Here is a 23327-nt window from a genome sequence, read left to right as displayed (position 1 = left end):
TGCGCGATGCCCGATGCCCGATGCCCAATGCCCAATTCCCAATTACTATTTATGATGCTGCGAAAACTGACAATTTATTTAATGGCTTTAACTTTTTTGTGGACGGCAACAGGCTGCGGTTCTCCTCGCACACAAACTTCTACAAATCCTGCCGGAAATCCGAATATTAACACAGTGCGTCCTGCACCAAATAATAACTTAAGTCAAGGTCAATATCCTGTACAGCAAGCTACCTACGACGATGCGGATGGCGAATACAGTTTGATGTTGCTGAATACTCCCCCCGGCAGTCCCCCAGTTTACCGCACTACGGATTTGCAAATGGCTCGGTTAACGGATGAAGAAATATCAGCAGGCAAGAAAAGTTATCTAAATGTGAATAACAATCAAGCGGTTTTGCATTTGACAGAAGATTTTAAAATTGAGTACGTTCACAACGTTACTGAAACTGTCAATAACCCTCAAACAGGTCAGCCACAAACCGTAGTAGTGCGGCAGCAATCTGGCTTCTGGGCGCCGTTTGCTGGGGCTATAGCCGGTCAGGCGATCGGCAGTTTGTTATTTAGACCGCAATATTATATGCCACCAGTCTATCAGCCGGGAATTATGACAGGATATGGCGGGTATGGCAATACTTACGGCCAAGCAGTTCAGCAGTATCAAACTCGCTACCGAACTCCGCCTCCAGTTGTGAGAAACCGTCAAGTTTTAAGGACGACCGGCCGCTTGCGATCGCCTACATATAACCAGCCAGTAAGACCCTCAGCACGGCCAAATGGCAATCGATCGACCGGTTCGGGTTACGGTGGCAGCACTTTGAGGCGATCGCCGCAGCAACGTCAAAATCAATACAAGCGGCAGCCGAGTTTTGGTAGTGGCAGGAATTCTCGTCCACCGAGTCGGACTCGCTCTTTCGGGAGTAGAAGGCGCTGATTTGAAGATAGCAAAAATCAGCAACTGACATCGGTAAAAGTTGATTTTATATATTCTCCCGATGTCACGCAGCCGCAGGTAGGGAGAATGAAAACTTTGGAATAATTGATTTAGTTTTCTCTGTTTCCCCCAGACCCAAAAAATATGTGATTTAATTTCTACATTGGTATGTAGGTGACAATATGTCTTCTTCACAACCCCCGTCAGGGGAAAGAAATCCTCTAGGATTGGATGAATTGATTGCGATCTTGGTTGCCTTCGGCACGATGGGAGCAATTTTATTTTGGGTAACAGGTAAAAATCCCGATCGATTGAATGCCAGAAATTGGCAATTTCCAGCCGTTTTTTCTCAACCTGCTGTCACACCCGCGAGCCCGGGAATATTAGCACCCGAATCGCCAAGTTCCGATTTGCGATCGCCCGCTAAAACGCTCCTTCCCTCAGAACCGGATGTCGCACCTGTGGGACCTTTAGGGCCGGTTTTACCGCAAACTCCTCCGGTGGGTGTAATCGTTGTTCCTCCCAAGCCAATTGCGCGATCGACTCCCGATCCAGCAATTACCAAACCGAAAGGCGATAAACCCAAAGTTGGGCCGGTTAGATTCTCCGATGTTCCAGACAAATATTGGGCGCGTCCGTTCATTGTCGCTTTAGTCGATCGGAAAATTTTTGCTGAGTCCACCGACAACAAATTTCGCCCCGACGAACCGATGACGCGAGCCGAACTAGCGCGCTTAATTCAGCGAATGTCCGACGACAAAGAACCGATCCGAAAACCGATTGATTTTAAAGACGTAAAAGACAAGAGTCCTGTAGCTCCTGCGATCGACCACACCGTCACAACTGGATATCTTAAAGGATACCCAAACAATGAGTTCCGTCCCGAAAAACAAATTCCGCGTGTCGAAGTAATCGCAGCTTTAGCGAGCGGTTTGAGCCTGAAACCATCAACAAGAGCAACCAAAACTTTACAAGTTTATACAGACAGGGCAAAGGTACCGAAATGGGCAGCTAACAAAGTAGCATCAGCCACCGAAGCTGGCATTGTTGTTAACCACCCGAAGCGCACACTTTTGCAGCCTAATAGAACAGCAACTCGTGCTGAAGTCGCAGCCATGATTTACCAAGCTATGGCCAAAAATGGCAAAGTACCTGCTAAGTCTTCACAGTATGTTGTGAAGCCTTTAAAGTTGCCCAAATAATATTTTAGGGGCGTTGCTCCTAGCCCGCCCCACAATAACATTTAATCGTTATTGTTTGTAGTAAGGACTGAAGCCTTCACTACGAAGCAGCTAAATTAATCTTGAAACACCATAATACTGCCCGAATAGCAAGCTACCCAAACCTGATTAGTTTCCGGATCGTAAGTAATCCCGATCGGACTTGAATTAACCTTCACTGTTTGCAGCACTTTCATATCGCTCGTCCTAACCTTGCTAACCGTATTCGAGAAATAGTTGACCACATAAAGCAGTTGTCCCTGATCGGAAATTGTCATGCTGCGAGGTGCTTTTCCTGTAGAAACTTTGTCTACCACTTTACCCGTTTTTATGTCAATTTTTGCCACATTTCCTTCACCATTTAAAGTGGCATAAAGATAATTTCCATTGGGGTCGATCGTCAAATGACGCGGCGCATTGCCAATATTCTTCAGCCATTCTACCGAAAAGTCGATGAGATTCACTTTCGCAATATCGGAAGAACCCATGATGGCAACATAGGCATTTTTTGAGTCGGGAGTAACAACAATGCCCCGAGGATATGCACCCAGTTTAACTCGCTCGATTTCGAGATTTTTATTGATATCAACTACGCTCAAATCCCAACTGCACCAATTGCTAGCGAGCGCGAAGCGATTGTCAGGCGAAACAGCATTGAATTTCGGAACTGCACCTACAGGAATTACCTTTTCTATTGTCAAAGTTTGGGTATTTATGCGGTACAGAAAACTTTGGTCGTGTTTTGCCGCTGGAGAACACCTGTCGGTTCCCGGATTTCTAAACCCGGAACCGTACATTTTGTAGTTGGAGACGTAGGCATATTTGCCATCGGTTGAAAAAGCAGCTTCTACGGGAGAGCCTTTATAATTGCCTTTGAATTTAGAAAAGCCGAACTTCGACAAGTTTACTGTATCGGGAATAGTCTTGACTAATTTAAAGTTCCTGTCGTAAACTGTGATTGTGTGGCGGTACATCATGTTTTGAGCAAAAAACAAACCCGCTCCCGAATAAACTATTGATTTGGGCGATATGTTACCGTAAATTGTTTTTTTCAAAGTCATTTTTCCTTGAGTATTATCGGGAGGATTTACGAGGCTTGTGGGTGGTAACTCACTTTCTTTATCCTCGGAATTTTCAGTTTTAAATGGTGGCAAAGAGGGTTCTTGAAATAGAGGTTCTTGGGGGTGAGTTTTAGTTGGATCTTCGAGTTCGTTTGTGTTTTCTGTGGCGGTAGGAGATGGCGAAGATCGATCGACCTTTGGCGAGATTTTTTCCGCAGCTTCCATGCTGGCGTCTTCCGGCTTACCTTTCAGTGCTGACAAGGTTTTAGGGCCAACAATTCCGTCAACTTTCAGGTTGTTCTCTGCTTGAAACTTTTTCACAGCAGCCTGGGTGAGAGAACCGTAAAATCCTGTAGCCTTACCGCGAAAATAGCCTGCGTTTTGTAGAGTTTTCTGGAGTTCGGCTACTTCCGGGCCTGAATCACCTTTTTTGATGGCGAGTGCGGGATTGACTAAATTGAAAATTGTGAGAGCGATCGTAAAGAAAAGTAAAGCAGAAGAGGCTAAATTCAGGTGCCTTTTTGAGTGGGTCGATCGAGTTTGACCCGCAGCCGTTTCCCAAGTTTCAGCTAAATGTAGGTAGGCCAGTCCGTCCATAGTTTTTACCGGGTATTTTTGGTGCTATGATACACCAGTTAACTTTGATGAAAGAGAGAATCTTATTATAATCAAACTTAGAGTAAAATCTCCAAGCAGTTTTTAATGGTGTAAGCAAGTAGGAGCGATCGACAATGTGGAGTGGGGAACAAACAACCGCAGAATCAACGACAAAAGAATCCCGCCAGACGTTGCTGTGGGACGATAACGGGGGGCTTTGCCAGCGGGCTTGGGTAGAAATCGATTTAGCAGCTTTAACTCACAATGTAAAACAGCTTAAAAAGCTCTTATCTCCCCACACAGAACTGATGGCAGTTGTGAAAGCGGATGCTTACGGTCACGGTGCTGTTGCAGTCAGTCAAACAGCATTGCAAGCAGGTGCTAGTTGGCTGGGAGTGGCGACAATTCCCGAAGGAATAGAATTGCGAGAAGCTGGGATAGAAGCGCCGATTTTGCTGTTGGGGGCAACCCATACAGCCCAACAGGTAAAGGCGATCGCCCATTGGCACTTGCAGCCCACTATTTGTACTGCCAAACAAGCCCTAATTTTTTCGGAAGTTCTCGCCGATCTCAACCAATCTTTGCCAGTTCACGCTAAGTTAGATACGGGAATGTCTCGCTTGGGTACGCCCTGGCAAAAAGCAACAGAATTTGTGCAATTAGTCCAGCGGTTGCCAAATTTAAAATTAGCCAGCATTTACTCTCACTTGGCGACAGCAGATAGTCCCGACCCCGCAGTTATGAGAGAGCAGCACCAGCGGTTTCAACAGGCGATCGAGCAAATTAAAATAGCAGGAATTAACCCCCCCCGCCTCCACTTGGCCAACTCTGCAGCAGCCCTCGCTGACCCGGCTTTGCACTACGATTTAGTGCGAGTCGGTTTAGCTACCTACGGTCTTTATCCAGCACCTCACTTGCAGTCGAGATCCAATTTGAAGCCCGCAATGCAGGTAAAAGCTAGGGTAACGCAGGTGAAAACAATTGAAGCAGGAACAGGCGTCAGTTACGGCTATCAATTTATAGCTGGGCGCCAGACACAGATTGCCGTAATTGGTATCGGCTATGCAGATGGCATTCCGCGCAATCTTTCTAATAAAATGCAGGTTTTAGTCCGGGGTCAATTCGTGCGGCAAGTGGGCGCGCTAACGATGGATCAATTAATGCTGGATGTAACCGATATTCCCGATTTAGAAGTCGGCGAAGTGGTGACGCTGTTGGGCAAAGATGGGGAATATCAAATTACTGCTGACGATTGGGCCGCGACTTTAGGAACTATTTCGTGGGAAATTCTCTGCGGTTTTAAACACCGATTGCCCCGCGTAGCAGTACACTATTAGCAGTCGTCCGGCAGGGGTTTAAACCCCTGCCTCATAGCAAAAGTCGGTTTAAACCGACTCAAGAGTTTGAAGGATAAAATTATCGATTTTAGTCCTCTTTTAGAGGACTTCCGCTATGAGACAGGGGTTTTCAACCCCTGTCGGACTCTCAGACTTATACAGAAGACTGAGACTGCGTTTACCAATGCCCAATTCCCAATTCCCAATTCCCAATTCCCAATTCCCAATTCCCAATTGATATGACAGTTATTCAGACGTTTTTACCCATAGCTCAAACCTTCTATTCTCAGCTAAATGCAGAAAGAACACAAGCCTTGGAAGTAGCCCAAGAATTCTCGAAAAAATTCGTAGAATTGGGGTTTAAAATTGTACCTCAACTGCTGTGGGCGATCGGCATTTTGTTAATTACGCGATTTGCGATCGGCTTTGCGGGCCGCGTGACTCGCCGAGCACTGAGTCGCACCGAAGCCACGCTGCGGAAATTCTTAGTTCAAGCTGCTGAAATTACGATTTTGGTAGTGGGAGTAGTCGCCGCTTTGAGTCAGTTGGGAATTCAAACTACCAGTGTGGTTGCGGTGGTGGGTGCCGCGGGTTTGGCCATTGGTTTGGCGTGGCAAAATACTTTGTCGCACTTTGCTGCTGGGGTAATGTTGATTAGTTTGCGCCCCTTTGAAGTCGGAGATGGGATCGAAGCTGGGGATGTTAAGGGAGTGGTGGACAGTATCGGGATTTTTTCAACAACCGTGGTGACAGACGATCGCATAAAAATTATTGTCCCGAACAATCAGTTGTTTAACGGTACACTGAAAAATACAACGGCAATGGGAACGAGGCGAGTAGACTTGAAGATTGATATTGGCGATCGGCCAATTCGTCCAACTGTAGCTGAGTTATTAGAAATTGCCCACTCTCACCCGCTGGTGTTGGAGAATCCGCCCCCGACTTGTTTGGTAGCCGAGATTACTCCCGATACAACTATTTTATCTCTCCGACCTTGGTGCGCGTCCGTGGCCTACGAACAAGTGCGATCGCAAGTTCAACAATACGTCAAAGAGGCAATGGATGCCGACAACAATCAAGAACAATAGATATAAATCTAAAATCTAAAACCCAAAATTGATCGGAGGTATTTCCCATGAGCAAGTGGTATCCCCAGCAAATTTTGCAAGAACCCGGTGTCAGAATCACCGCCACCGAAAAACAAACAATTCTCAACAAATTTCCCCCTCCCGACGAAAACGGTCAAATCTATGCCGACGGTGTTTTTGAAGGCGGCGGCGTGCGCGGAGTTGCGTTTTTAGGAGCACTCCGGTGTTGTAGCGATTTGGGCATCAACTGGCGAAAACTGGCCGGCACTTCGGCAGGTGCAATTACGGCTGCAGTATTGGCAACCGACTTGTCAATTGATGATTTAGAGGAAATTTTAGGACAGCTCGATTACAGCATATTTTTAACTCAAAAAAACAGTCCTCTAATTTTAAACGGCGACCCCGCCGACGACTTGCAATCTCCTGCTTGGACGCTGCTTTTCCTAACAGTTAGCCGTCAGATGGGAGAATATTCGGCGCAGCCGTTCCGGCAGTGGCTGGAAACAATGCTCGGTCGAGGTAACTTGCACACTTTTGCCGATGTCAAACAAATCGTAAAAGACCGGGAATTAAAAGTAGTAATATCCAACCTCTCTCGCGGTGAAATGTTGGTGCTGCCCGATGACTTGCGACGGCAGGAATCGGCAGATTCCGATGCTTTATACCAGCAGTTGCGACTCGCAAATCCCGAAGATTTTAGCGTAGCTGAAGCTGTGCGGTTGTCGATGAGTATTCCCCTATTTTTTGAACCGGGAAAACTCGGCGATGACTTAATTGTAGATGGCGGAATTTTGAGCAATTTCCCCCTGTGGATTTATGACAAACAATCCGTCGGTTCCACTCCCGCTATGCCGCGCTGGTTTACCTTTGGGTTTCGATTAGTCGATACCGGAATTGAGACTAAAGCTAAGATTGATACTCCCCTGTCGATGCTGGCGGCGATGTTCAGAACGATGATGAAAGCAAGAGACCGCTATCACCAGCGGGAAATGGATAAGGGCAGGGTGATTAATATTGATGTGACTGAAGCTCGGGTGACGACGACGGACTTTAATCTCGATGGCGATCGCAAGGCTAACCTGTACCGCTTGGGGTATTTGTATACTAAGAGGTTCTTTTTGAGTTCCAATTTTAGTTGGGAGAAGCACTTGAAAGCTAGGGGCTTTGGGGAGTAGGTTTCGAGTCTGGAGTTGGGCCAGAGGCGGATATTGGGTAAAATCTGCCTTTTGCCTGGGGCGGAAAGTATACAGAGTAAGGGATTGAGGAATTTTTAACTTAGGGGTTGGCAAAAATAAGATGTGTGTGCTATAGTTAGTTACTGTCATCTTGGAGAGGTGGCTGAGTGGTCGAAAGCGGCAGATTGCTAATCTGTTAAGGGTGTTAACATCCTTCGAGGGTTCAAATCCCTCCCTCTCCGTTCTAAGTTGTTCTAAGTAAGCCCAGCTAAAAAAATAGAATACCTAGAGCCCCGACTTCTTAGAGAAGTCGGGGCTCTAAAAGCGCTCGCGTTTTACCTTAGTTTTGTTACTAAAACCATTACAAACCAGAAATTTTCAAGAATTCATTTTGGAAGCAACGATGAGTATCTGAATCGGAACAAACAAAAAGAATAGACCCGATCGCACTAGATGTTAAAAGAAAGCGACGGGTTTGTGCAAAAGCAATTTCCGCCGCACGATCGGCTGGAAAACCCATTTCTCCCGTTCCAATAGCTGGAAAAGCAATACTCCGCAGTGAATGCTGTACAGCTAATTCCCAACAACCCCAGTAACATTCTGCTAATAGGTCTTCCTCTCCCTGAGAGCCACCGCGCCAAGGGGGACAAACCGTATGAATAACCCACGGTGTCGGCAAATTATAGCCAGGAGTAATTTTCGCCTCCCCTTCCTCACAACCACCTATACGGCGACATTCTTCTAGAAGTTCTGGTCCAGCAGCTTGGTGAATTGCGCTGGATATGGCACCAGAGTTGGATAGGTCGCGATCGCACGAATTAACGATCGCATCGACTCCTAAATCTTCAGTAATATTCCCCAAGATCGGGCCTTTGCGATAAGCGTATAAAAGGCTGACATGACCGCTACTGCGAGAAAAAGCCCGGGTGTAGCTTTGATGAGTTGACGTTTTGCGATATTTGTTATAATCTCGCTGTTTGAGTTGTACTTCTAAGTCGGTGATTGCCTCCGTTTCTGGGGCACTCATGGGAAGATCGGGATTATTGAGCAACTGCTGTTTTGTCTCCTGCAATAGTTGGCTGGCGCGATCGTAATCCCCTCCATCTACCAGTCTGACGGCTTCTTGTTTGGCGCGTCCTGTCATCATTAAAATCGCTTGCTGTCGTACCTCAGAGTTGAAGGGAAATTCCTCTAATTGTGCAGCACTGACGACGGGTAAGCGCAAGGAAACGCGGATTTTTTGCTCCTGTGGTTGTTCGGGGTCGTTCCAACTGACGCGAAAATAACATAAATCTACTTCCTCTGTCATCGCTGGCACTTTCAGCCGCACGACTACATCAACTGGATTACCAATTACTAAATTAGGTAAGCGAAACCGACCATTTGGGGTGACATCGAGCTGATTGAGTACCTCAACCAATTCTACTCCAGCTTGTGGCTCAATTCCCAAGGTGACATTTGTGCCAACTGTCGCCATTAAGCCCAGTAATTCTTGTTGAAAGATACTTGGCAATTGTTCGGGAGATTGAATGTAATAATAATTGCCATCCCCACTCCGCGCCATTGCTTCTAGCAAGTCTTCGTTGTAATCCTGACCAATTCCCATTGTGGTAGTGCTGACACCTCGTTTGGTTAAACCGTTTACATCGGAGGCAATTACATCGGGATTTGTTTCGCCCATATTGGCTAGTCCATCTGATAAGAGAATGACTCGATTTAAGTGTTCTGGATTGAGGTGTTGGCTAACTTGAATTCCTCCTTGCACCCATCCGGCGTGCAGTGCCGTACTGCCTCTGGCCTGAATTTTTTGAATTTGCTGCAAAAGGTGGGATTTATGAGTAGCAAGGGTGCTAGGAACTAGGGTTTCTATCTGGTTATCGTAAATTGTGATACTAACGCGATCGCTTGGTAACAACTGTTCGATCGCGTAACTAGCTGCTTGCCGTGCGTATTCAATTTTTTGTCCGACCATAGAACCAGAGCGATCGATTACTAAACCTAAATTAAGCTGCGGTCGCTCAATTGTTTTTTCCGGTGCTGGGGGCGTAATTCTGACTAAAACATCTAGAGTCGTTGAGCGTTCGGAACAAACGGCAGCACGTAGGGGGATAAGCTGTATGTCCATATTTGACCTCTTTTAGAGCTCGACTATTTAAATGATACAGTAGAGTCGAGGTGAATAGAGTACGCTTCAATCCCAAGCACTTACGAAAGTGTTTTACAAACTGCTGCCACTGTACTCCATAAACCTGCACCCTGCTGTATCTTTAAGCTCCTAATTGGCGGCTGCTATAAGAGCAGGCCCCACAAAAATTTTAAGTTTTGTCAATTTACAAGTTAAAGTTTAATTAAGCACTTTCATCGCTTCGACAAATTGCCGCGATATAAATGGTAAAATCTCTTCATTCTTGCTATTCTCTTTGCCCTCGGTAAATACAACCAACAAATACGGCCGCAAGCCCGATATTTCAATATAAGCAGCATCGTGACGCACTTGACTTGTCAGTCCCGCTTTTGACCATAATTTTGCTGATTCTGGCAATCCGCCGCCTAAAAAACCTGTAACTTGATTTTCGGGATCTGCCTCTAATTCTGCGGGGTCTAAACTGCGTTTCATTAAACCCATCATTTCTTGCGATGCTTGCGCCGAAACAGCTACGCCGCCGATTATACTGTGCAGCAAACGCGCCGCTGCATTTGTAGTCAGCATATTTCTATTTTCCATTAATTCTCCCAAAAGGGCTCGCTCGCGACCGTAGGGGCCGTCACACCAGGTTTTTTGATTGACGTTAATATTTTGTAATTCCGGCCAATCTAATGATTGAAAGTAACGGTTGACGATGTTTCGCTGCTGTTTCCAACTTTCAAAGGGCGCGGGTGATAATTCTGGGCCGCTGGTGGTTCCGGTGAGCACGTCTACTACTAAACTGGTGGCGTCGTTGCTGGAATCAACTATCATATCTCGGACGGCGCGTTCTAATTCTGGCGATGTTTGAATCATGCCTTTTTGCGCCCATTCCCAGATGGCAACGAGGTAGAATAATTTGACGATGCTGGCGGGATAAATTCGTTCGGAAGCTCTAGCGCTAAAACCTCGGGGTTGATATTTCCAAAATTCTTCTGGACTCAGGGCGCCGCCTGTATTGACTCGCACCGGCGGATCGTAGACTATCCAGGTAATGGCTGTACGATCGCCACTTAATCCTGTAAATTCTGCTTTGGCTGCGTCTATAATGCTACTGCCGAGGGTTTCTAATTGTTCGTCTTTGTGAAAAAATGTCATGGTTGATGGCTGACGGTTAACGGTTAACGGCTAGCAGCTAATGGCAATCTCTCGTTAAATGCGAACAATAAATGCGAACAATTAACAGCAAACAATGAGCAATTAGCAATGGCCAATTATCAATTATCTGATGTTCTGGAGTACCGCGCCCGATCGCACATAAATATTTACGATTCCCCAAAGTGCGATCGATTGGCAACTCAAGCAGCGCTGGGGCGACATTTGCGCGTCGTTGAACTCCCCCTAAGACAGAGCGATGTAAACTTGGATACAAGGGCTGTGATGGTGCGGCTGTGCGAAGATGATTATCCGGGATGGCTGGATATTCGAGATGTTGAGTTGCTCGACCCGACAGAAACAGTGTATCATCCTCTGGTGCTTTCTGAGGCCCAAATCAAGGAAAAATTACCACTTGTAATTACTTTCGCTCGTGAGGCTATGAACCAATCCAATTATTATCTTTGGGGCGGTACAGTCGGGCCAAATTATGATTGTTCGGGCTTGATGCAAGCGGCTTTTGTGGCTGCAGGCATCTGGTTGCCGAGGGATGCTTATCAGCAGGAAGCTTTTACTAAACCTATTAGTCTCAGTGCTTTAGAAGCGGGGGATTTAGTATTTTTTGGGACGCCAGAAAAAGCAACTCACGTAGGATTGTATCTCGGAGATAATCGCTACATTCACAGTTCGGGACAAGCACAAGGTCGCAACGGTATCGGTATCGATGTTTTGTCGGACGATGGCGATATAGTCAGTCAAGCTTATTACCAGCAATTGCGGGGATATGGTAAAGTTGTGGCAAGTTATCAACCTAGTTAGTTGTTGACGGTTGACGGTTGACTGTTAACTAATGACTAATGACCAATGATTACTGATGTTATCAAATAAATAAATGGACGCTGCATTATTTTTGGAAAAATTGGCTGCACAGCAAGCTGGCGCTGAGGTTGTTCTCGACGTTTCAGTGGTAGTGCCGGTGTATAATGAGGTGGAAAGTTTGCCTCATTTGATTGAGGCGATCGCCTCTTCTATCCAACCATCTGGACTCAGCTATCAAATTATTTGTGTAGATGACGGTTCTAAGGACGGTTCTGCTGAACTTCTCCAGCAGTTAGCCAGCACTCGCGATGACCTTTGTGCTGTAATTTTGCGCCGCAATTACGGGCAAACTGCTGCCATGTCGGCAGGTTTCGATCGCGCTCGCGGCCGTGCTATTGTTACCCTTGACGGCGATTTGCAAAATGACCCTGCTGATATTCCGCTATTGTTAGCAAAGTTAGATGAAGGCTACGATTTAGTTAGCGGCTGGCGGAAAAATAGGCAGGATAATACTATTAGTCGGTTGATTCCTTCTAAAATTGCCAACTGGTTAATTGGTCGCGTTACAGGCGTAACTCTGCACGACTACGGCTGTTCTTTGAAAGCTTATAAATCCGAGTTGGTAGCAGACTTGAATCTGTACGGGGAATTGCACCGCTTTTTGCCTGCCTTGGCATTTATTGAAGGGGCGAGAATTGCAGAACTGCCGGTGCGACATCACGCCCGCCGTTTCGGTCAAAGTAAGTACGGAATTTGGCGGACTTTTCGCGTGTTGATGGATTTGTTAACTATTTCTTTTATGAAAAAGTTCCTGACTCGACCCATGCACGTTTTTGGACTTTTGGGACTGAGTTCTATGACGTTAGGAACGATTTTAGGAATTTATTTGACAGTCTTAAAATTGGGTTTTGGCCAAATTATTGGGAACCGTCCTTTGCTGATTTTGGCTGTAGTTTTGCTGTTGACTGGCGTGCAGTTATTTTGTTTTGGTTTGCTGGCGGAAGTGATGATGCGGACTTATCACGAGTCGCAGGGAAAACCGATTTATCGGGTGCGCGAGGTGTTTGGTTCTAAGTAAGGGTTCGATACCAATTATACTCTGCCATAAAAAGAGGGAAAGTTTTGAGTTATAAGTTAAATAATTTAAAACTCAAAACTCAAAACTACTTCCTAATCTTCAATTCTCTTATCTAAAATCTCAAATTTCAAATCTAAAATTGATTGACTTTTTGAGCTTGTCGGAGAGATGTAATAGTTGCGATCGCGTGTTCGGCGACTGCATCTATTTCGGCTTCGGTATTGAACCGGCCAATACCAAAGCGAATTGAAGCATAAGCTAATTTGTCCGATCGCCCGATCGCTGCTAAAACATGAGATGGAGATATTTTCGCGGAAGTGCAAGCAGATCCCGAAGAAACTGCCGCCGCCGGTTGCAAACCCAACATCAACGCTTGACCGTCAACCCCGGCTACACTAATATTTAGATTCCCCGGCAATCTCTTAGTAGCGTGACCGTTAAGAAAAACATCGCCCAATTCACTTAAATTTTCCCACAAACGCTGCCGCAAATTAACCACTCGTTCTGTTTCCGACTGCATTTCTGCAATTGCCAATTCTACTGCTTTGGCAAACCCAACTATTTGCGGTGGGTAGAGAGTTCCCGATCGCATTCCCCGTTCGTGGCCTCCTCCGTGCATTTGCGGCGCTAGCTGCACTCTCGGTTTGTTGCGGCGGACGTAGAGAGCACCGATCCCTTTTGGCCCGTAGATTTTGTGGGCTGTCAAGGACATTAGATCGATATTCATCTCCTCTACGTCGAGGGGAATTTTGCCGATCGCCTGTGCCGCATCTGTGTGAAAAAGAATGTCATTTCCGCGACAAATTGCTGCAATTTCTGCGATGGGCTGGATGACACCAATTTCGTTATTAGCCGTCATCACTGAAACTAAAATTGTCTCGGCCCGAATAGATTTTATCAAATCGCCTATATCAATCAATCCGTCGCTTTTCACCGGTAAAACAGTAATGTCAAACCCCAATTTTTGCAAATATGTACAGGGGTCAAGAATTGCATTGTGTTCGGTTTTTACTGTGATAATGTGCTTTCCTTTGCTGAAATAAGCTTCGGCGATACCTTTAATCGCTAAGTTATTTGCTTCGGTTGCACCGCTGGTAAAAACAATTTCTTCGGGGGAAGCATTGATCGCTTCTGCTAAAATTTGTCGTGACTGTTTTACCGCTGCTTCTGCTTCCCAGCCGTAGACGTGGCTGATGCTGGCTGCGTTGCCGAACTGTTCGGTAAAATAGGGCAGCATCGCATCAAGTACCCGTTTGTCTACGGGGGTTGTGGCGTGGTTGTCGAGGTATATAGGACGTGCGGACATAGTGCAGTTTTGGTTGAAAAAAATGTTAGGTTTATTGTAGACGAGCCCCTTGTTCTACTACAAAACTTTATAATTAACAAATATTTGTGAAGATTTATGCGAGCTGACATTCAGGGATTAGAAATTACTGTTGGTGAGCTCAAGCACCTCAGCGGCGCGGGGCCCGATCGCGTATACCGGCCGGCGAGTGCGACTAATTTTGCCCGCGAAGCTCTCAAAACAGTCCTTTTAATTATTTTGGTGCTAGTCAGTTGTTGGCTGCTGGTTGCAATATTTCCTAGAGCTTATTTGTTGTGGTTCGCCCTCCACCTCGCTGCGATCGTCGGTTTAATCTTTGAGGATGCGTGGAAAATTCGGTGCAGCCACAACAAAGATTTAATCAATCTTTTCGATGATGTCGATCGCTATAATGGTATAATCAAAGCGATCGAAATAAATGACAAGATAGAAGATGCCGGCAATGCGGCAGTCAAAATAGGCGATCGAGCAAAAGTCATTCAAGCCTTGCAGCTAATCAGAGACGATTTAGTGCGAGCTCTGAAAACCGAGAGAATTCTTAGGGAAAACAAAAAATTTGTCGCTACTAACTCAGAACTGTTTGCCAATAATTTGAGAACTTTGAATGCCCTGCAAATTAGCGATCGAGCCAGCAAACAAGGGCGATTGCTCAACGAAGCTTTGCAGCTAGCTATAGGAGTTCAAGAAGAAATGAAAAAGTTCCAAGACCGAAACGCTGCTAATTAAAAAAATGGAAAATATTAGTAGGGTGCTTATGCCCCACCTTATTTGGTAGCAACGCGCACCTTACTGAAGCGATCGAACTAAAACACATTTTAAAATTTATGAGTTCTGGGAATTGTTAAGAAATATCATAGAGCAACCGCGCCCGACGTTGAGGACATTCTTAATCGCTGAAACCGTTGCTATTACTGCTTTTTCTTTCTTGCTTCTTCCGACTTCCATTTCTCTTCTGCTAGAATTGTAAATTTTTTCCTGTTACGTAACAGGTAAGGATATCTTGGAAAGGAGACGTTAACAACCAGGTCAGTATGTCAGCTAAACCCAAGATTATAGTTCTCGATGACGATCCCACAGGTTCTCAAACTGTACACAGTTGCTTGCTGCTGACACGTTGGGACGAAGAAACCCTGCGTTTGGGACTGCGGGACAAGTCCCCGATTTTCTTCATACTGACAAATACTCGATCGCTAACTCCCGAAAAAGCAGCCAGTGTCACCCGCGAAGTGTGCCAAAATCTCAAAAGGGCGATCGCCAGCGAAAAAATCGAAGACTTCCTAATAGTTAGCCGTTCCGATTCTACCCTGCGCGGTCACTATCCTATCGAAACCGACGCGATCGCCGAAGAACTCGGCCCCTTCGACGCACATTTTCTAATTCCCGCCTTTTTTGAAGGAGGCAGAATTACCCGCCACAGCGTGCACTACCTAATGGTTAACAGCGTCGCAACGCCTGTTCACCAAACCGAATTTGCCAAAGATTCAGTCTTCGGCTACAGTCACAGTTACCTGCCAGACTACGTAGAAGAAAAAACCAAAGGTCGCATCAAAGCTGATGCAGTCGATCGCATTTTACTCGCAGACATCCGCTACGGAAGTTTAGATCGACTGATGGAGATGGAAGACAACCAATGTGCAGTTGTTGACGGCGAAAGCCAAGGCGATTTAGACACATTTGCCAAACACATTCTCGCTGCAGCCAGTCAAGGCAAAAAGTTTTTATTCCGCAGCGGGGCGAGTATTTTAACGTCCTTAGCTGACCTCGGCCCGCAGCCAGTAGCAGCCGACGAAATGGCAAAATACGTCAGGGATGGCAAACCGGGTGCAGTAATAGTTGGTTCCCACGTTAAGAAAACTACTGAACAATTGGAGCGCTTGTTAAAAGAACCCAATATAGTTAGCATTGAAATAGATGTATCTCACTTGCTAGAAGATTCACCAGAGTATCGCACCCAAATGCTCGATGAAATTCTCGAAAAATGCCGCACTGCTCATGCCGATGGTAAAACGCCTGTAATTTATACCAGCCGCAAGGAACTCGAATTTGACAATGCAGAAATTAGGTTAAAATTTGGAGAAGCGGTTTCTGCTTTACTGATGGATATCGTGCGGGGGCTGCCTGCCGATATCGGGTTTTTGATTAGCAAGGGCGGCATTACTTCTAATGATGTTTTGAGTACAGGTTTGTCGCTGAAAAGTGTCAGGCAAATCGGTCAAATTATCGCAGGTTGTTCGGTCGTAAAAACCGATGCTGATCATCCTCTGTTTCCCAATTTACCAGTGGTTTTGTTTCCGGGAAATGTGGGGGATAGCCATGCTTTGGCTACGGTTTACAAGCGGCTGAGCAAGTAGTATAGTTCGACCAATCGCAGATTAACGCAGATGAATTTAGCTTCTAGTCAGGGAGGAGAATGTTCATCTGCGGTTGGTCGATGAGTTTCAATGCTCGATCGAACTTGATGGCAACTGCCACTGCACCACCACTTCAAAAAAAATCTCTCGCCTACTTTTTCCTTGCCCAATCCACCCAACTATGATATGATAGAGAGTCTGTCTGTAAGTAAAGCCGATCGCCAAACTTAAAAATCGCGTCACCGTTAGGCACTCTCAAAAAAATTAGATTTCTCAAAAATAGTTACCTCCGAACTCTACATATAGGGCCAACAGCACCAGAGCTACTGCTATCAGTAGCGTTTCCAGCTTGTACCAGCCTAAATTTTAAAATTAAGTAGAAATTTCCACATAGTAATTTTTAGCTCAAAGGATTAGCATATAAGGGTGACAGAACATTATCATCCCCTAAACTCATTAAAAGATGGCCATTGGTTCAAGCTGATCTGTGGGGCGAGCTTTCAACACCTGCCTGCTGTACGGAATCTCACCTTGGCTTACACCTTAGCAGGCGCTGACTGTATCGATGTCGCGGCCGATCCCGCCGCCGTCGCCGCAGCGAAAGAAGCCCTACAAGTGGCCAGCGACTTACAGGCAAGAACTCAAAACCGCAGGTTTGGCGGCAAAGGGTTGCCCTTGCTGATGGTGAGTTTAAACGATGGGGAAGACCCGCATTTTCGCAAAGCCGAATTCAACCCAGCCGATTGTCCGGCGGACTGCTGGCGGCCGTGCGAAAAAATATGTCCAGCCGAAGCAATAGTTTTTCAGAGTGCTGGCAGTGGTTTTTCCGGGGTGATAGACCAGCAATGCTATGGCTGCGGTCGCTGTCTGCCGATTTGTCCGAGCCAACTAATTTATACTCGTTCTTACGTGTCTGCTCCCGCCGCGATCGCACCTTTAATCTTGCAATCCGGTGCGGACGCCCTAGAAATCCACACGCAAGTAGGCAGAGAGGCAGATTTTGGGCGACTTTGGTCGAGTATAGCTCCCTGGGTCGGTCAACTCAAGGTAATAGCAATTAGTTGCCCCGATGGAGAGGGTTTGATTGATTATTTGCGGACACTCTATAAAATAATTTCCCCCCTTCCTTGTCCGCTAATTTGGCAAACGGACGGTAGGCCAATGAGCGGAGATATCGGAACAGGAACGACTAGAGCCGCGGTCAAACTCGGTCAAAAAGTTTTGGCTGCCCAGTTGCCGGGATACGTGCAACTTGCAGGCGGCACTAATGCTCACACTGTCAGCAAGCTGAGAGCCGAGGGACTGATGAAGGATGGCGGGAAAAATTTGTCAGTTCCCCCTGTCCCATACATTGCAGGTGTAGCTTACGGCAGCTATGCCAGGGTTTTGCTATCGCCAATTTTAGAACAGTTAGAAACAATGCAGACCGATCGAGCCTATGCCGTTCCGGTGGCAGTCGCGCGGCCAGGAGCCGGAGTTCAAACATCTCGGCTACCTCAACTCGAAGCCGTCCCAGAACTTCTCTCACAGGCCGTGAGTTTAGCTCGTTCTCTAGTTTCCCCGCTCAAAGAATTTTAGTCAGTAGTCAGTAGTCAGTAGTCATTAGTCATTAGTTACAAGTAAAAAACAACTGGCAACTGACAACTGTTAACTGACAACTGACTAAAAAGTTGAAAACGTCACCGAACACATCGAGGCGAATGCAGATTACAGACGACCTCAACAGATTATTAGACATCGTGCCAGATGAGATCCGGCAGCCCTTAGAGCAGCACCCGCAGCGCAACAATCTCATTGAGATTGTCATGGATTTGGGCCGCCAACCTGAAGCTCGTTTTCCATCCTTGGCCGAACCTCTTTCCCAAACACCGGTTTCCAAGGCACACCTCAACTATTGCATCGAGCGAGTCGGCCACTTCGGCGGCGACAACCGAGCCGGTATCGAGCAAACCCTGCACCGAATTAGCGCCCTTCGCAACCGCAGCGGCGAGATTATCGGCTTGACTTTGAGGGTGGGCCGCGCTGTGTTCGGGACGATCGGCATTATCCGCGATTTAGTGGAAACCGGTCAGTCAATTTTGATGCTCGGTCGCCCCGGAGTCGGAAAAACTACGGCCCTGCGGGAAATTGCCCGCGTGCTCGCCGATGACTTGGAAAAACGGGTGGTAATCATCGACACCTCCAACGAAATTGCCGGAGATGGAGATATTCCCCACCCAGCGATCGGCAGAGCTCGCAGAATGCAAGTTTCCCGTCCCGAACTCCAGCACCAAGTCATGATCGAAGCAGTGGAAAACCATATGCCGCAAGTGATCGTGATTGACGAAATCGGCACGGAACTCGAAGCTTTGGCAGCTCGGACGATCGCCGAAAGGGGCGTGCAGTTGGTCGGTACCGCCCACGGGAACCGGATCGAAAACTTGATGAAAAATCCAACTCTGGCAGATTTAATTGGGGGCATCCAAGCGGTGACGCTGGGAGATGACGAAGCAAGACGGCGCGGTTCTCAAAAGACGGTTTTGGAGCGCAAAGCACCGCCAACTTTTGAAATTGCCATCGAAATGCTGGAACGCCAGCGCTGGGTAATCCACGAGCGAGTTGCAGATTCGATCGACACTCTGCTGCGGGGACGCGAACCGAGCCAGCAAATCAGAAGCGTCAGCGAGGCTGGAGAAGTAATTATCGAGCAGGAGTCGGCAACTCCCCCCGCCCGGTTTCCGGGGATGGCAGCTTCCAGCGGTCCGGCTGCGGTATCGGCAATCCGGCCCGTCACACCGATCTCAGGGTGGCGGAGTGCTGGCAAAATGGTGCCGATGCCCGCTCCCAGCGAGAACTTTGCTGCTAAAAGCGCGCCGGTTTCTGAGACTCGGTATTTCGAGCAACTGCTCGAAGAATCCCTGTCCGTCGAACCGGTACCCAAGGCCGGACGCTATTCCCATAATGTCGGCCCTAACGGCGAAGATTTGCCCCTCCACGTTTATCCTTACGGCATACCTCGCCACCAGCTCGAACAGGTGATTTCGACGCTGAACCTGCCGGTACTGCTGACGAAGGATATTGAGAGCGCTGACGTGGTTGTGGCTTTGCGGTCGAACGTTCGGAACCAGTCGAAATTGAGGCACTTGGCCAAAACTCGCCAAGTTCCCGTGCACACAATTAAGGCCGCCACTATTCCCCACGTAGCCAGAGCTTTGCGGCGTCTGTTGGACATGGATGACCCCGGCACCCCGGAAGTGGCAGACCTCGCCTTATTCGCCCGCAGCGGTTCTTCTGACGAGCTCGAAGCTCTCGAAGAAACGCGCTTAGCAGTCGAGCAAATTGTCATTCCCAAGGGACAGCCGGTGGAACTCCTGCCCCGTTCTCCGAATGTCCGCAAAATGCAGCACGAACTTGTGGAACACTATCACCTGAAATCCCACAGTTTTGGGGAAGAACCTAATCGCCGCCTGCGGATATATCCAGCTTAAAGTGGGAGATTAGTGCCTTTGAAGGCAGAAGGTGGAAGGCAGAAGGGATAATTTTTTCCTGGCTTCTGTCTTTTACCTTTTGCCTTTTTCCTTTAAGTAGCTGGCAAGTTTCTGATATGATGTGGTGTAACACTGTTCTTGTTAAGGCGATCGGCTAAATGCCCGATTTCTAATTCCAAATTCCCCAATTCCCAATTCCCAATACTTCTACTACACGAGCTTACAAGTTCTCCAATTTCCAATAGTTCAGCTACGCACTTCCCTTCTGCTCCCTGCAGCTTTGCGAACCGACGAGCCGCAGGCTAGCAGCTATGCTCAGCCCAAACTCAGCACCAGATCAGTAAAAGTTGCCACTTCCCAAATTATTAAATGAATCTACCTCAGTTGACATGAATGATTCCATAATTCAGCTATTTATCAACTTAATTACTACTGAGATGGGTGTGCGAATCAGGTCTCAAGATCGAGCGGGTTTGTCTCATAAAATCATGACTCGGATGAGAGAACAAAAAATTGCAGAACCAGAAAAATATTATAAACTTTTAACCGCCAAAACTTTTGAAAGTAAAAATGAATGGGCAAAATTAGTATTGCTATTAACAACAACTGAAAGTTATTTTATGCGAGATAAAGGACAGTTTGCTCTGTTAAACAGAGTAATTTTTCCTGAATTGATAGAGCAGAAAAGAAACTTGCACAAAACCTTGGGAATGCAGCCGACACTGCGAATCTGGAGTGCGGGCTGCTCCACCGGTGAAGAACCTTATTCTTTAGCTATTGTTTTAAAACAATTGATTACTGATTGGGAGCAATGGAAAATATTAATTTTAGGTACAGATATCAATGAAAAAGTCATCAAAAAAGCGCCCAGAGGAGTTTACAGTCATTGGTCGTTTCGCTTGGTTGAACCGCAGATACAAATGCAGTATTTTCATCAGAGGCAAAATGATTGGGAAATTAATCTAGAATTGCGCGAAAGTGTCAATTTTAGTTGTGTAAATTTAATCACAGATGACTTTCCTAATATTTACCAAAATCTTTATAACATAGACTTAATTTTATGTAGAAACGTTTTTGTGTATTTTGAACATAAGTATATTTCACTGGTACTGAAAAAATTTTCCAACACCCTGAGACCTGGAGGGTATTTAATGACCGGTCACGCTGAAGTTTATGGTCAAATTATGAACGAGTTTGAACCCAAGATTTTCCCGGAGTCCGTGGTGTATCAGCGTCGGGATGCAGTACCGGAGGAAGGCTGTCAAATAGAGTCTAGGGTTGCGACGCTAGGGGAAGCCAACTCGGCATTTCGGGAATTCCCGAAAGCAGATACTATGGGCGATGATAGTGGTGAGTTGCTAACAGGGGAAACTATGCCACCTCGTTTTACTACTAACAGCAATTTTCCAGAGATAGAGATGCCGCCCGTATTAAAAATAAGTAATCCGCTGGGGAATATGCTGCCCTCTCGCTATCTGGAGGACGGCTTGCCGAACAATGCCGTGTCAGTTACAGAAAAAATACTAGCAGAAAATACTCAAAATCAAACGCCTCAAATGCTAATTTTAGAGGCTAAAAAATTATTTAAAAATCAAGATTATGCTGAAGCAATCAACAAGGCACAACAGGCAATAGAGTTGCAGGGGCCTAATTTTGATGCTTATTTTTTAATCGCTCAAGTTCAGGCAAATGCCGGTAATTATTCTCAGGCAATAGAATACTGTAATCGAGCTAGAAAAGTAGAGCCTGGATCAGTATATACGGATTATTTACAAGCTCAAATTGCTGAAGAACAGGGACAATTGGAAATAGCAAAAAAATTATTAAAGAGGACTATTTATATGTGTCCCTCTTTTGTTTCAGCTTATATAGAACTAGGGAATATATACAATAAAGAAGGTCAAGTAAAAAGAGCTCTTAAAATGTACAATTCATCTTGTGAAATCCTGAAAGCACTACCGCCCCACACTCCCATAGATTCCCAGGGGAAAATGACAGCTAGTCAAGTGCTGATGAATGTTAAAAAAAAATTGTTAAAATTATACAGTAAAGAAACTGTACACTAAAATATGGAAACTAAACCGTATCTTATCTTTGAACAGAACGGTTTTCTCTGCGGTATAGAAGCCTGCTACGTTCGGGAAATTTTCTTTTTGCCGGAGTTGACAGCAATTGCAGAAGCACCTCAAGATATTGTTGGGGCGATCGACCTTCGCGGCGAAATTCTGCCCGTGATGGATCTAAATCTTCGTTTTGGATACGTTTGGCAAGAGTATTCTGTGACAGATAGTACGATCGTCATAGAGTGGCAAGAATCGAAAGTCGGTATAATTGTCAATCAAGTTCGCGAAGTTAAGGAACTCTCAGAAGAGGCCATCACTCCGCAGCTATCTTACGGGCGAGAGAATTCAGAAGCCTCTCATTATTTTGTAGCTGGACTTGCCCGCAGCGAAGCCGATATTATCATGCTGCTGAATCTCGATCACTTAATTCGATATTCTCCCGAAAAGTCACAGGAAAGCTGGTTTGTTTCTCCAAGCAATGCAGGTAGTGAAGCAGCAGCAGGTGAGGCAGAGACGGAAAATTTACACGGGCAAATAAGTGCAAAATTGTTAGGTAAAACTCCTAAAATTTTGAGCAAGCGTCACGTTTTTTGCCCGCAGGCTACCCCGGAAGAAAAAGCAATTTTTCAATCGCGCGCTAATCATTTGAGGCGGCGAGGCGAGGGGGAAAATGATGCTGCAATTAATATGTCCTTGGCGGTGTTTGTTTTGAATGGCGAATACTTTGGTATTCATTTAGATCTAGTCCGCGAATTTACTGATATCAACCAAGTAACTCCGGTTCCTTGCACTCCCGATCGCATAGTGGGAAATATAAATTTACGGGGAGAAATTGTGACGCTAATTGATATTCGCAGTGTTTTAAATATGTCTTTAAATATGTTAGAGACTGCAAATTATCTCTCTAAGGCGATCGTTGTTGAAGTGGTCGATTTGGTCGCGGGTATAGTTGTTGACGAAATCTTAGATATTATATACTTAAATGTGTCGGAAATTGCGGCTGTTCCGGCAGCACTGCATTCTGCCAACCGCGAATATCTACGGGGGACAGCTATTTACGGGGAAAAAATGATGGCTATTCTGAACTTGCAAAAACTGCTGACAAAAGGAGGAGTAGTTGTTGATGAAGAGGTTTGAATCCAGAACAGGACTTACGCAAAGCATATCTGTCATGAGTCCAGTGAAGCATCTCGCTTGATGCTTCATTTCGTTCGCAATCCCGATCCAACGCAGAGATCAGAACGGGTAACGAGCGGGACTTAGCATGAGAGAATTATCTTGAAATGCGTCCAGGACTAAAGAAGTTAGTTATGCCACAATACGGTTGAGTTAAGCTCGATCCCCCTAGCCCCCCTTCTCAAGGCGGGGACAACAACTTACTCAAAGTCCTCGCAACGATGCGGGGGATGCGACGGGGATCTCTGAGGAATAAATAGTTTTAACCCAAGCGTATTGAGTTATACCAAATCCGCTTTTCAAGTGAGATTTGACTAAGCAATCTAATTCGTGTATGCACGTGCTTAAATTAAGGAGA

The 23327-nt window shown here is 46.1% G+C and carries 18 protein-coding genes and 1 tRNA gene; 14 read left to right on the top strand and 5 right to left on the bottom strand.

The window, feature by feature from the left end; translation table 11 throughout:
- The first annotated feature begins 51 nt into the window (after positions 1-51).
- Entirely contained in the window at positions 52-933 is an 882-nt protein-coding gene (locus QUA25_RS10065; RefSeq protein ID WP_333037315.1) for a hypothetical protein, read from the top strand.
- 182 nt (positions 934-1115) lie between these two features.
- Complete coding sequence (locus QUA25_RS10060; RefSeq protein ID WP_333037314.1) at positions 1116-2135, top strand: S-layer homology domain-containing protein; 1020 nt, start codon at positions 1116-1118, stop codon at positions 2133-2135.
- 95 nt (positions 2136-2230) lie between these two features.
- Here QUA25_RS10060 and QUA25_RS10055 read toward each other — a convergent pair whose 3' ends face one another.
- The gene (locus QUA25_RS10055) at positions 2231-3811 is read right to left on the bottom strand and encodes a peptidoglycan-binding protein (RefSeq protein ID WP_333037313.1); all 1581 of its coding nucleotides are present in this window, start codon (positions 3809-3811) and stop codon (positions 2231-2233) included.
- 134 nt (positions 3812-3945) lie between these two features.
- On the opposite strand from QUA25_RS10055, the gene alr reads away from it, so the two are divergent.
- The 4 genes from alr to QUA25_RS10035 all read left to right on the top strand — a co-directional run bounded on the left by alr (position 3946) and on the right by QUA25_RS10035 (position 7653).
- Positions 3946-5148: an alanine racemase gene (gene alr, locus QUA25_RS10050; RefSeq protein ID WP_333037312.1), complete on the top strand. Its 1203-nt coding sequence runs from the start codon at positions 3946-3948 to the stop codon at positions 5146-5148.
- A 239-nt stretch (positions 5149-5387) separates the two neighbouring features.
- On the top strand, positions 5388-6236 hold the full coding sequence (locus QUA25_RS10045; protein WP_333037311.1) for a mechanosensitive ion channel family protein: 849 nt from the start codon (positions 5388-5390) through the stop codon (positions 6234-6236).
- Positions 6237-6283: 47 nt separating this feature from the next.
- On the top strand, positions 6284-7411 hold the full coding sequence (locus tag QUA25_RS10040; protein ID WP_333037310.1) for a patatin-like phospholipase family protein: 1128 nt from the start codon (positions 6284-6286) through the stop codon (positions 7409-7411).
- Positions 7412-7564: 153 nt separating this feature from the next.
- Positions 7565-7653 (top strand) — tRNA-Ser (locus QUA25_RS10035).
- Positions 7654-7772: 119 nt separating this feature from the next.
- On the opposite strand, the gene QUA25_RS10030 is transcribed toward QUA25_RS10035, so the two are convergent.
- Both QUA25_RS10030 and QUA25_RS10025 read right to left on the bottom strand, forming a co-directional pair.
- Positions 7773-9536: a macro domain-containing protein gene (locus QUA25_RS10030; RefSeq protein ID WP_333037309.1), complete on the bottom strand. Its 1764-nt coding sequence runs from the start codon at positions 9534-9536 to the stop codon at positions 7773-7775.
- Between the two features lie 219 nt (positions 9537-9755).
- Positions 9756-10694, bottom strand: a complete 939-nt coding sequence (locus QUA25_RS10025; protein ID WP_333037308.1) for a serine hydrolase — start codon at positions 10692-10694, stop codon at positions 9756-9758.
- Positions 10695-10802: 108 nt separating this feature from the next.
- Here QUA25_RS10025 and QUA25_RS10020 point away from each other — a divergent pair, with 108 nt between their 5' ends.
- Together QUA25_RS10020 and QUA25_RS10015 are read left to right on the top strand one after the other, a co-directional pair.
- Complete coding sequence (locus QUA25_RS10020) at positions 10803-11510, top strand: C40 family peptidase (protein ID WP_333037307.1); 708 nt, start codon at positions 10803-10805, stop codon at positions 11508-11510.
- A 73-nt stretch (positions 11511-11583) separates the two neighbouring features.
- On the top strand, positions 11584-12588 hold the full coding sequence (locus QUA25_RS10015; RefSeq protein WP_190657555.1) for a glycosyltransferase family 2 protein: 1005 nt from the start codon (positions 11584-11586) through the stop codon (positions 12586-12588).
- Between the two features lie 133 nt (positions 12589-12721).
- On the opposite strand, the gene QUA25_RS10010 is transcribed toward QUA25_RS10015, so the two are convergent.
- Entirely contained in the window at positions 12722-13894 is a 1173-nt protein-coding gene (locus QUA25_RS10010; RefSeq protein ID WP_333037306.1) for an IscS subfamily cysteine desulfurase, read from the bottom strand.
- A gap of 96 nt (positions 13895-13990) precedes the next feature.
- Between QUA25_RS10010 and QUA25_RS10005 the strand changes: the two genes are divergently transcribed.
- Entirely contained in the window at positions 13991-14638 is a 648-nt protein-coding gene (locus QUA25_RS10005; RefSeq protein WP_333037305.1) for a hypothetical protein, read from the top strand.
- Between the two features lie 305 nt (positions 14639-14943).
- The gene (locus tag QUA25_RS10000) at positions 14944-16263 is read left to right on the top strand and encodes a four-carbon acid sugar kinase family protein (protein WP_333037304.1); all 1320 of its coding nucleotides are present in this window, start codon (positions 14944-14946) and stop codon (positions 16261-16263) included.
- A gap of 87 nt (positions 16264-16350) precedes the next feature.
- On the opposite strand, the gene QUA25_RS09995 is transcribed toward QUA25_RS10000, so the two are convergent.
- Positions 16351-16506 carry a hypothetical protein gene (locus QUA25_RS09995; protein WP_333037303.1) on the bottom strand — a complete coding sequence of 52 codons (156 nt, stop codon included), beginning with the start codon at positions 16504-16506 and terminating at the stop codon, positions 16351-16353.
- 183 nt (positions 16507-16689) lie between these two features.
- Between QUA25_RS09995 and ldpA the strand changes: the two genes are divergently transcribed.
- From ldpA to QUA25_RS09975, 4 genes are all read left to right on the top strand, one after another.
- The gene (gene ldpA / locus QUA25_RS09990; protein WP_333037302.1) at positions 16690-17841 is read left to right on the top strand and encodes a circadian clock protein LdpA; all 1152 of its coding nucleotides are present in this window, start codon (positions 16690-16692) and stop codon (positions 17839-17841) included.
- 122 nt (positions 17842-17963) lie between these two features.
- The gene (locus QUA25_RS09985) at positions 17964-19730 is read left to right on the top strand and encodes a R3H domain-containing nucleic acid-binding protein (RefSeq protein ID WP_333037301.1); all 1767 of its coding nucleotides are present in this window, start codon (positions 17964-17966) and stop codon (positions 19728-19730) included.
- Positions 19731-20227: 497 nt separating this feature from the next.
- On the top strand, positions 20228-21796 hold the full coding sequence (locus tag QUA25_RS09980) for a CheR family methyltransferase (protein WP_333037300.1): 1569 nt from the start codon (positions 20228-20230) through the stop codon (positions 21794-21796).
- A gap of 3 nt (positions 21797-21799) precedes the next feature.
- The gene (locus QUA25_RS09975) at positions 21800-22930 is read left to right on the top strand and encodes a chemotaxis protein CheW (protein WP_333037299.1); all 1131 of its coding nucleotides are present in this window, start codon (positions 21800-21802) and stop codon (positions 22928-22930) included.
- Positions 22931-23327: the final 397 nt, after the last annotated feature.

The sequence above is a fragment of the Microcoleus sp. Pol17C6 genome, assembly GCF_036701145.1.
In the GTDB taxonomy this organism is placed as follows: Bacteria; Cyanobacteriota; Cyanobacteriia; order Cyanobacteriales; family Microcoleaceae; genus Microcoleus.
This window is presented reverse-complemented; position numbering and strand designations above follow the sequence as displayed.

Bases quoted from the DNA above. Each gene is read 5' to 3' on its own strand.
- QUA25_RS10065 (WP_333037315.1), top strand. From the start codon at position 52: ATGATGCTGCGAAAACTGACAATTTATTTAATGGCTTTAACTTTTTTG.
- QUA25_RS10060 (WP_333037314.1), top strand. From the start codon at position 1,116: ATGTCTTCTTCACAACCCCCGTCAGGGGAAAGAAATCCTCTAGGATTG.
- QUA25_RS10055 (WP_333037313.1), bottom strand. From the start codon at position 3,811: ATGGACGGACTGGCCTACCTACATTTAGCTGAAACTTGGGAAACGGCT.
- alr (WP_333037312.1), top strand. From the start codon at position 3,946: ATGTGGAGTGGGGAACAAACAACCGCAGAATCAACGACAAAAGAATCC.
- QUA25_RS10045 (WP_333037311.1), top strand. From the start codon at position 5,388: ATGACAGTTATTCAGACGTTTTTACCCATAGCTCAAACCTTCTATTCT.
- QUA25_RS10040 (WP_333037310.1), top strand. From the start codon at position 6,284: ATGAGCAAGTGGTATCCCCAGCAAATTTTGCAAGAACCCGGTGTCAGA.
- QUA25_RS10030 (WP_333037309.1), bottom strand. From the start codon at position 9,536: ATGGACATACAGCTTATCCCCCTACGTGCTGCCGTTTGTTCCGAACGC.
- QUA25_RS10025 (WP_333037308.1), bottom strand. From the start codon at position 10,694: ATGACATTTTTTCACAAAGACGAACAATTAGAAACCCTCGGCAGTAGC.
- QUA25_RS10020 (WP_333037307.1), top strand. From the start codon at position 10,803: ATGGCCAATTATCAATTATCTGATGTTCTGGAGTACCGCGCCCGATCG.
- QUA25_RS10015 (WP_190657555.1), top strand. From the start codon at position 11,584: ATGGACGCTGCATTATTTTTGGAAAAATTGGCTGCACAGCAAGCTGGC.
- QUA25_RS10010 (WP_333037306.1), bottom strand. From the start codon at position 13,894: ATGTCCGCACGTCCTATATACCTCGACAACCACGCCACAACCCCCGTA.
- QUA25_RS10005 (WP_333037305.1), top strand. From the start codon at position 13,991: ATGCGAGCTGACATTCAGGGATTAGAAATTACTGTTGGTGAGCTCAAG.
- QUA25_RS10000 (WP_333037304.1), top strand. From the start codon at position 14,944: ATGTCAGCTAAACCCAAGATTATAGTTCTCGATGACGATCCCACAGGT.
- QUA25_RS09985 (WP_333037301.1), top strand. From the start codon at position 17,964: ATGCAGATTACAGACGACCTCAACAGATTATTAGACATCGTGCCAGAT.
- QUA25_RS09980 (WP_333037300.1), top strand. From the start codon at position 20,228: ATGAGAGAACAAAAAATTGCAGAACCAGAAAAATATTATAAACTTTTA.
- QUA25_RS09975 (WP_333037299.1), top strand. From the start codon at position 21,800: ATGGAAACTAAACCGTATCTTATCTTTGAACAGAACGGTTTTCTCTGC.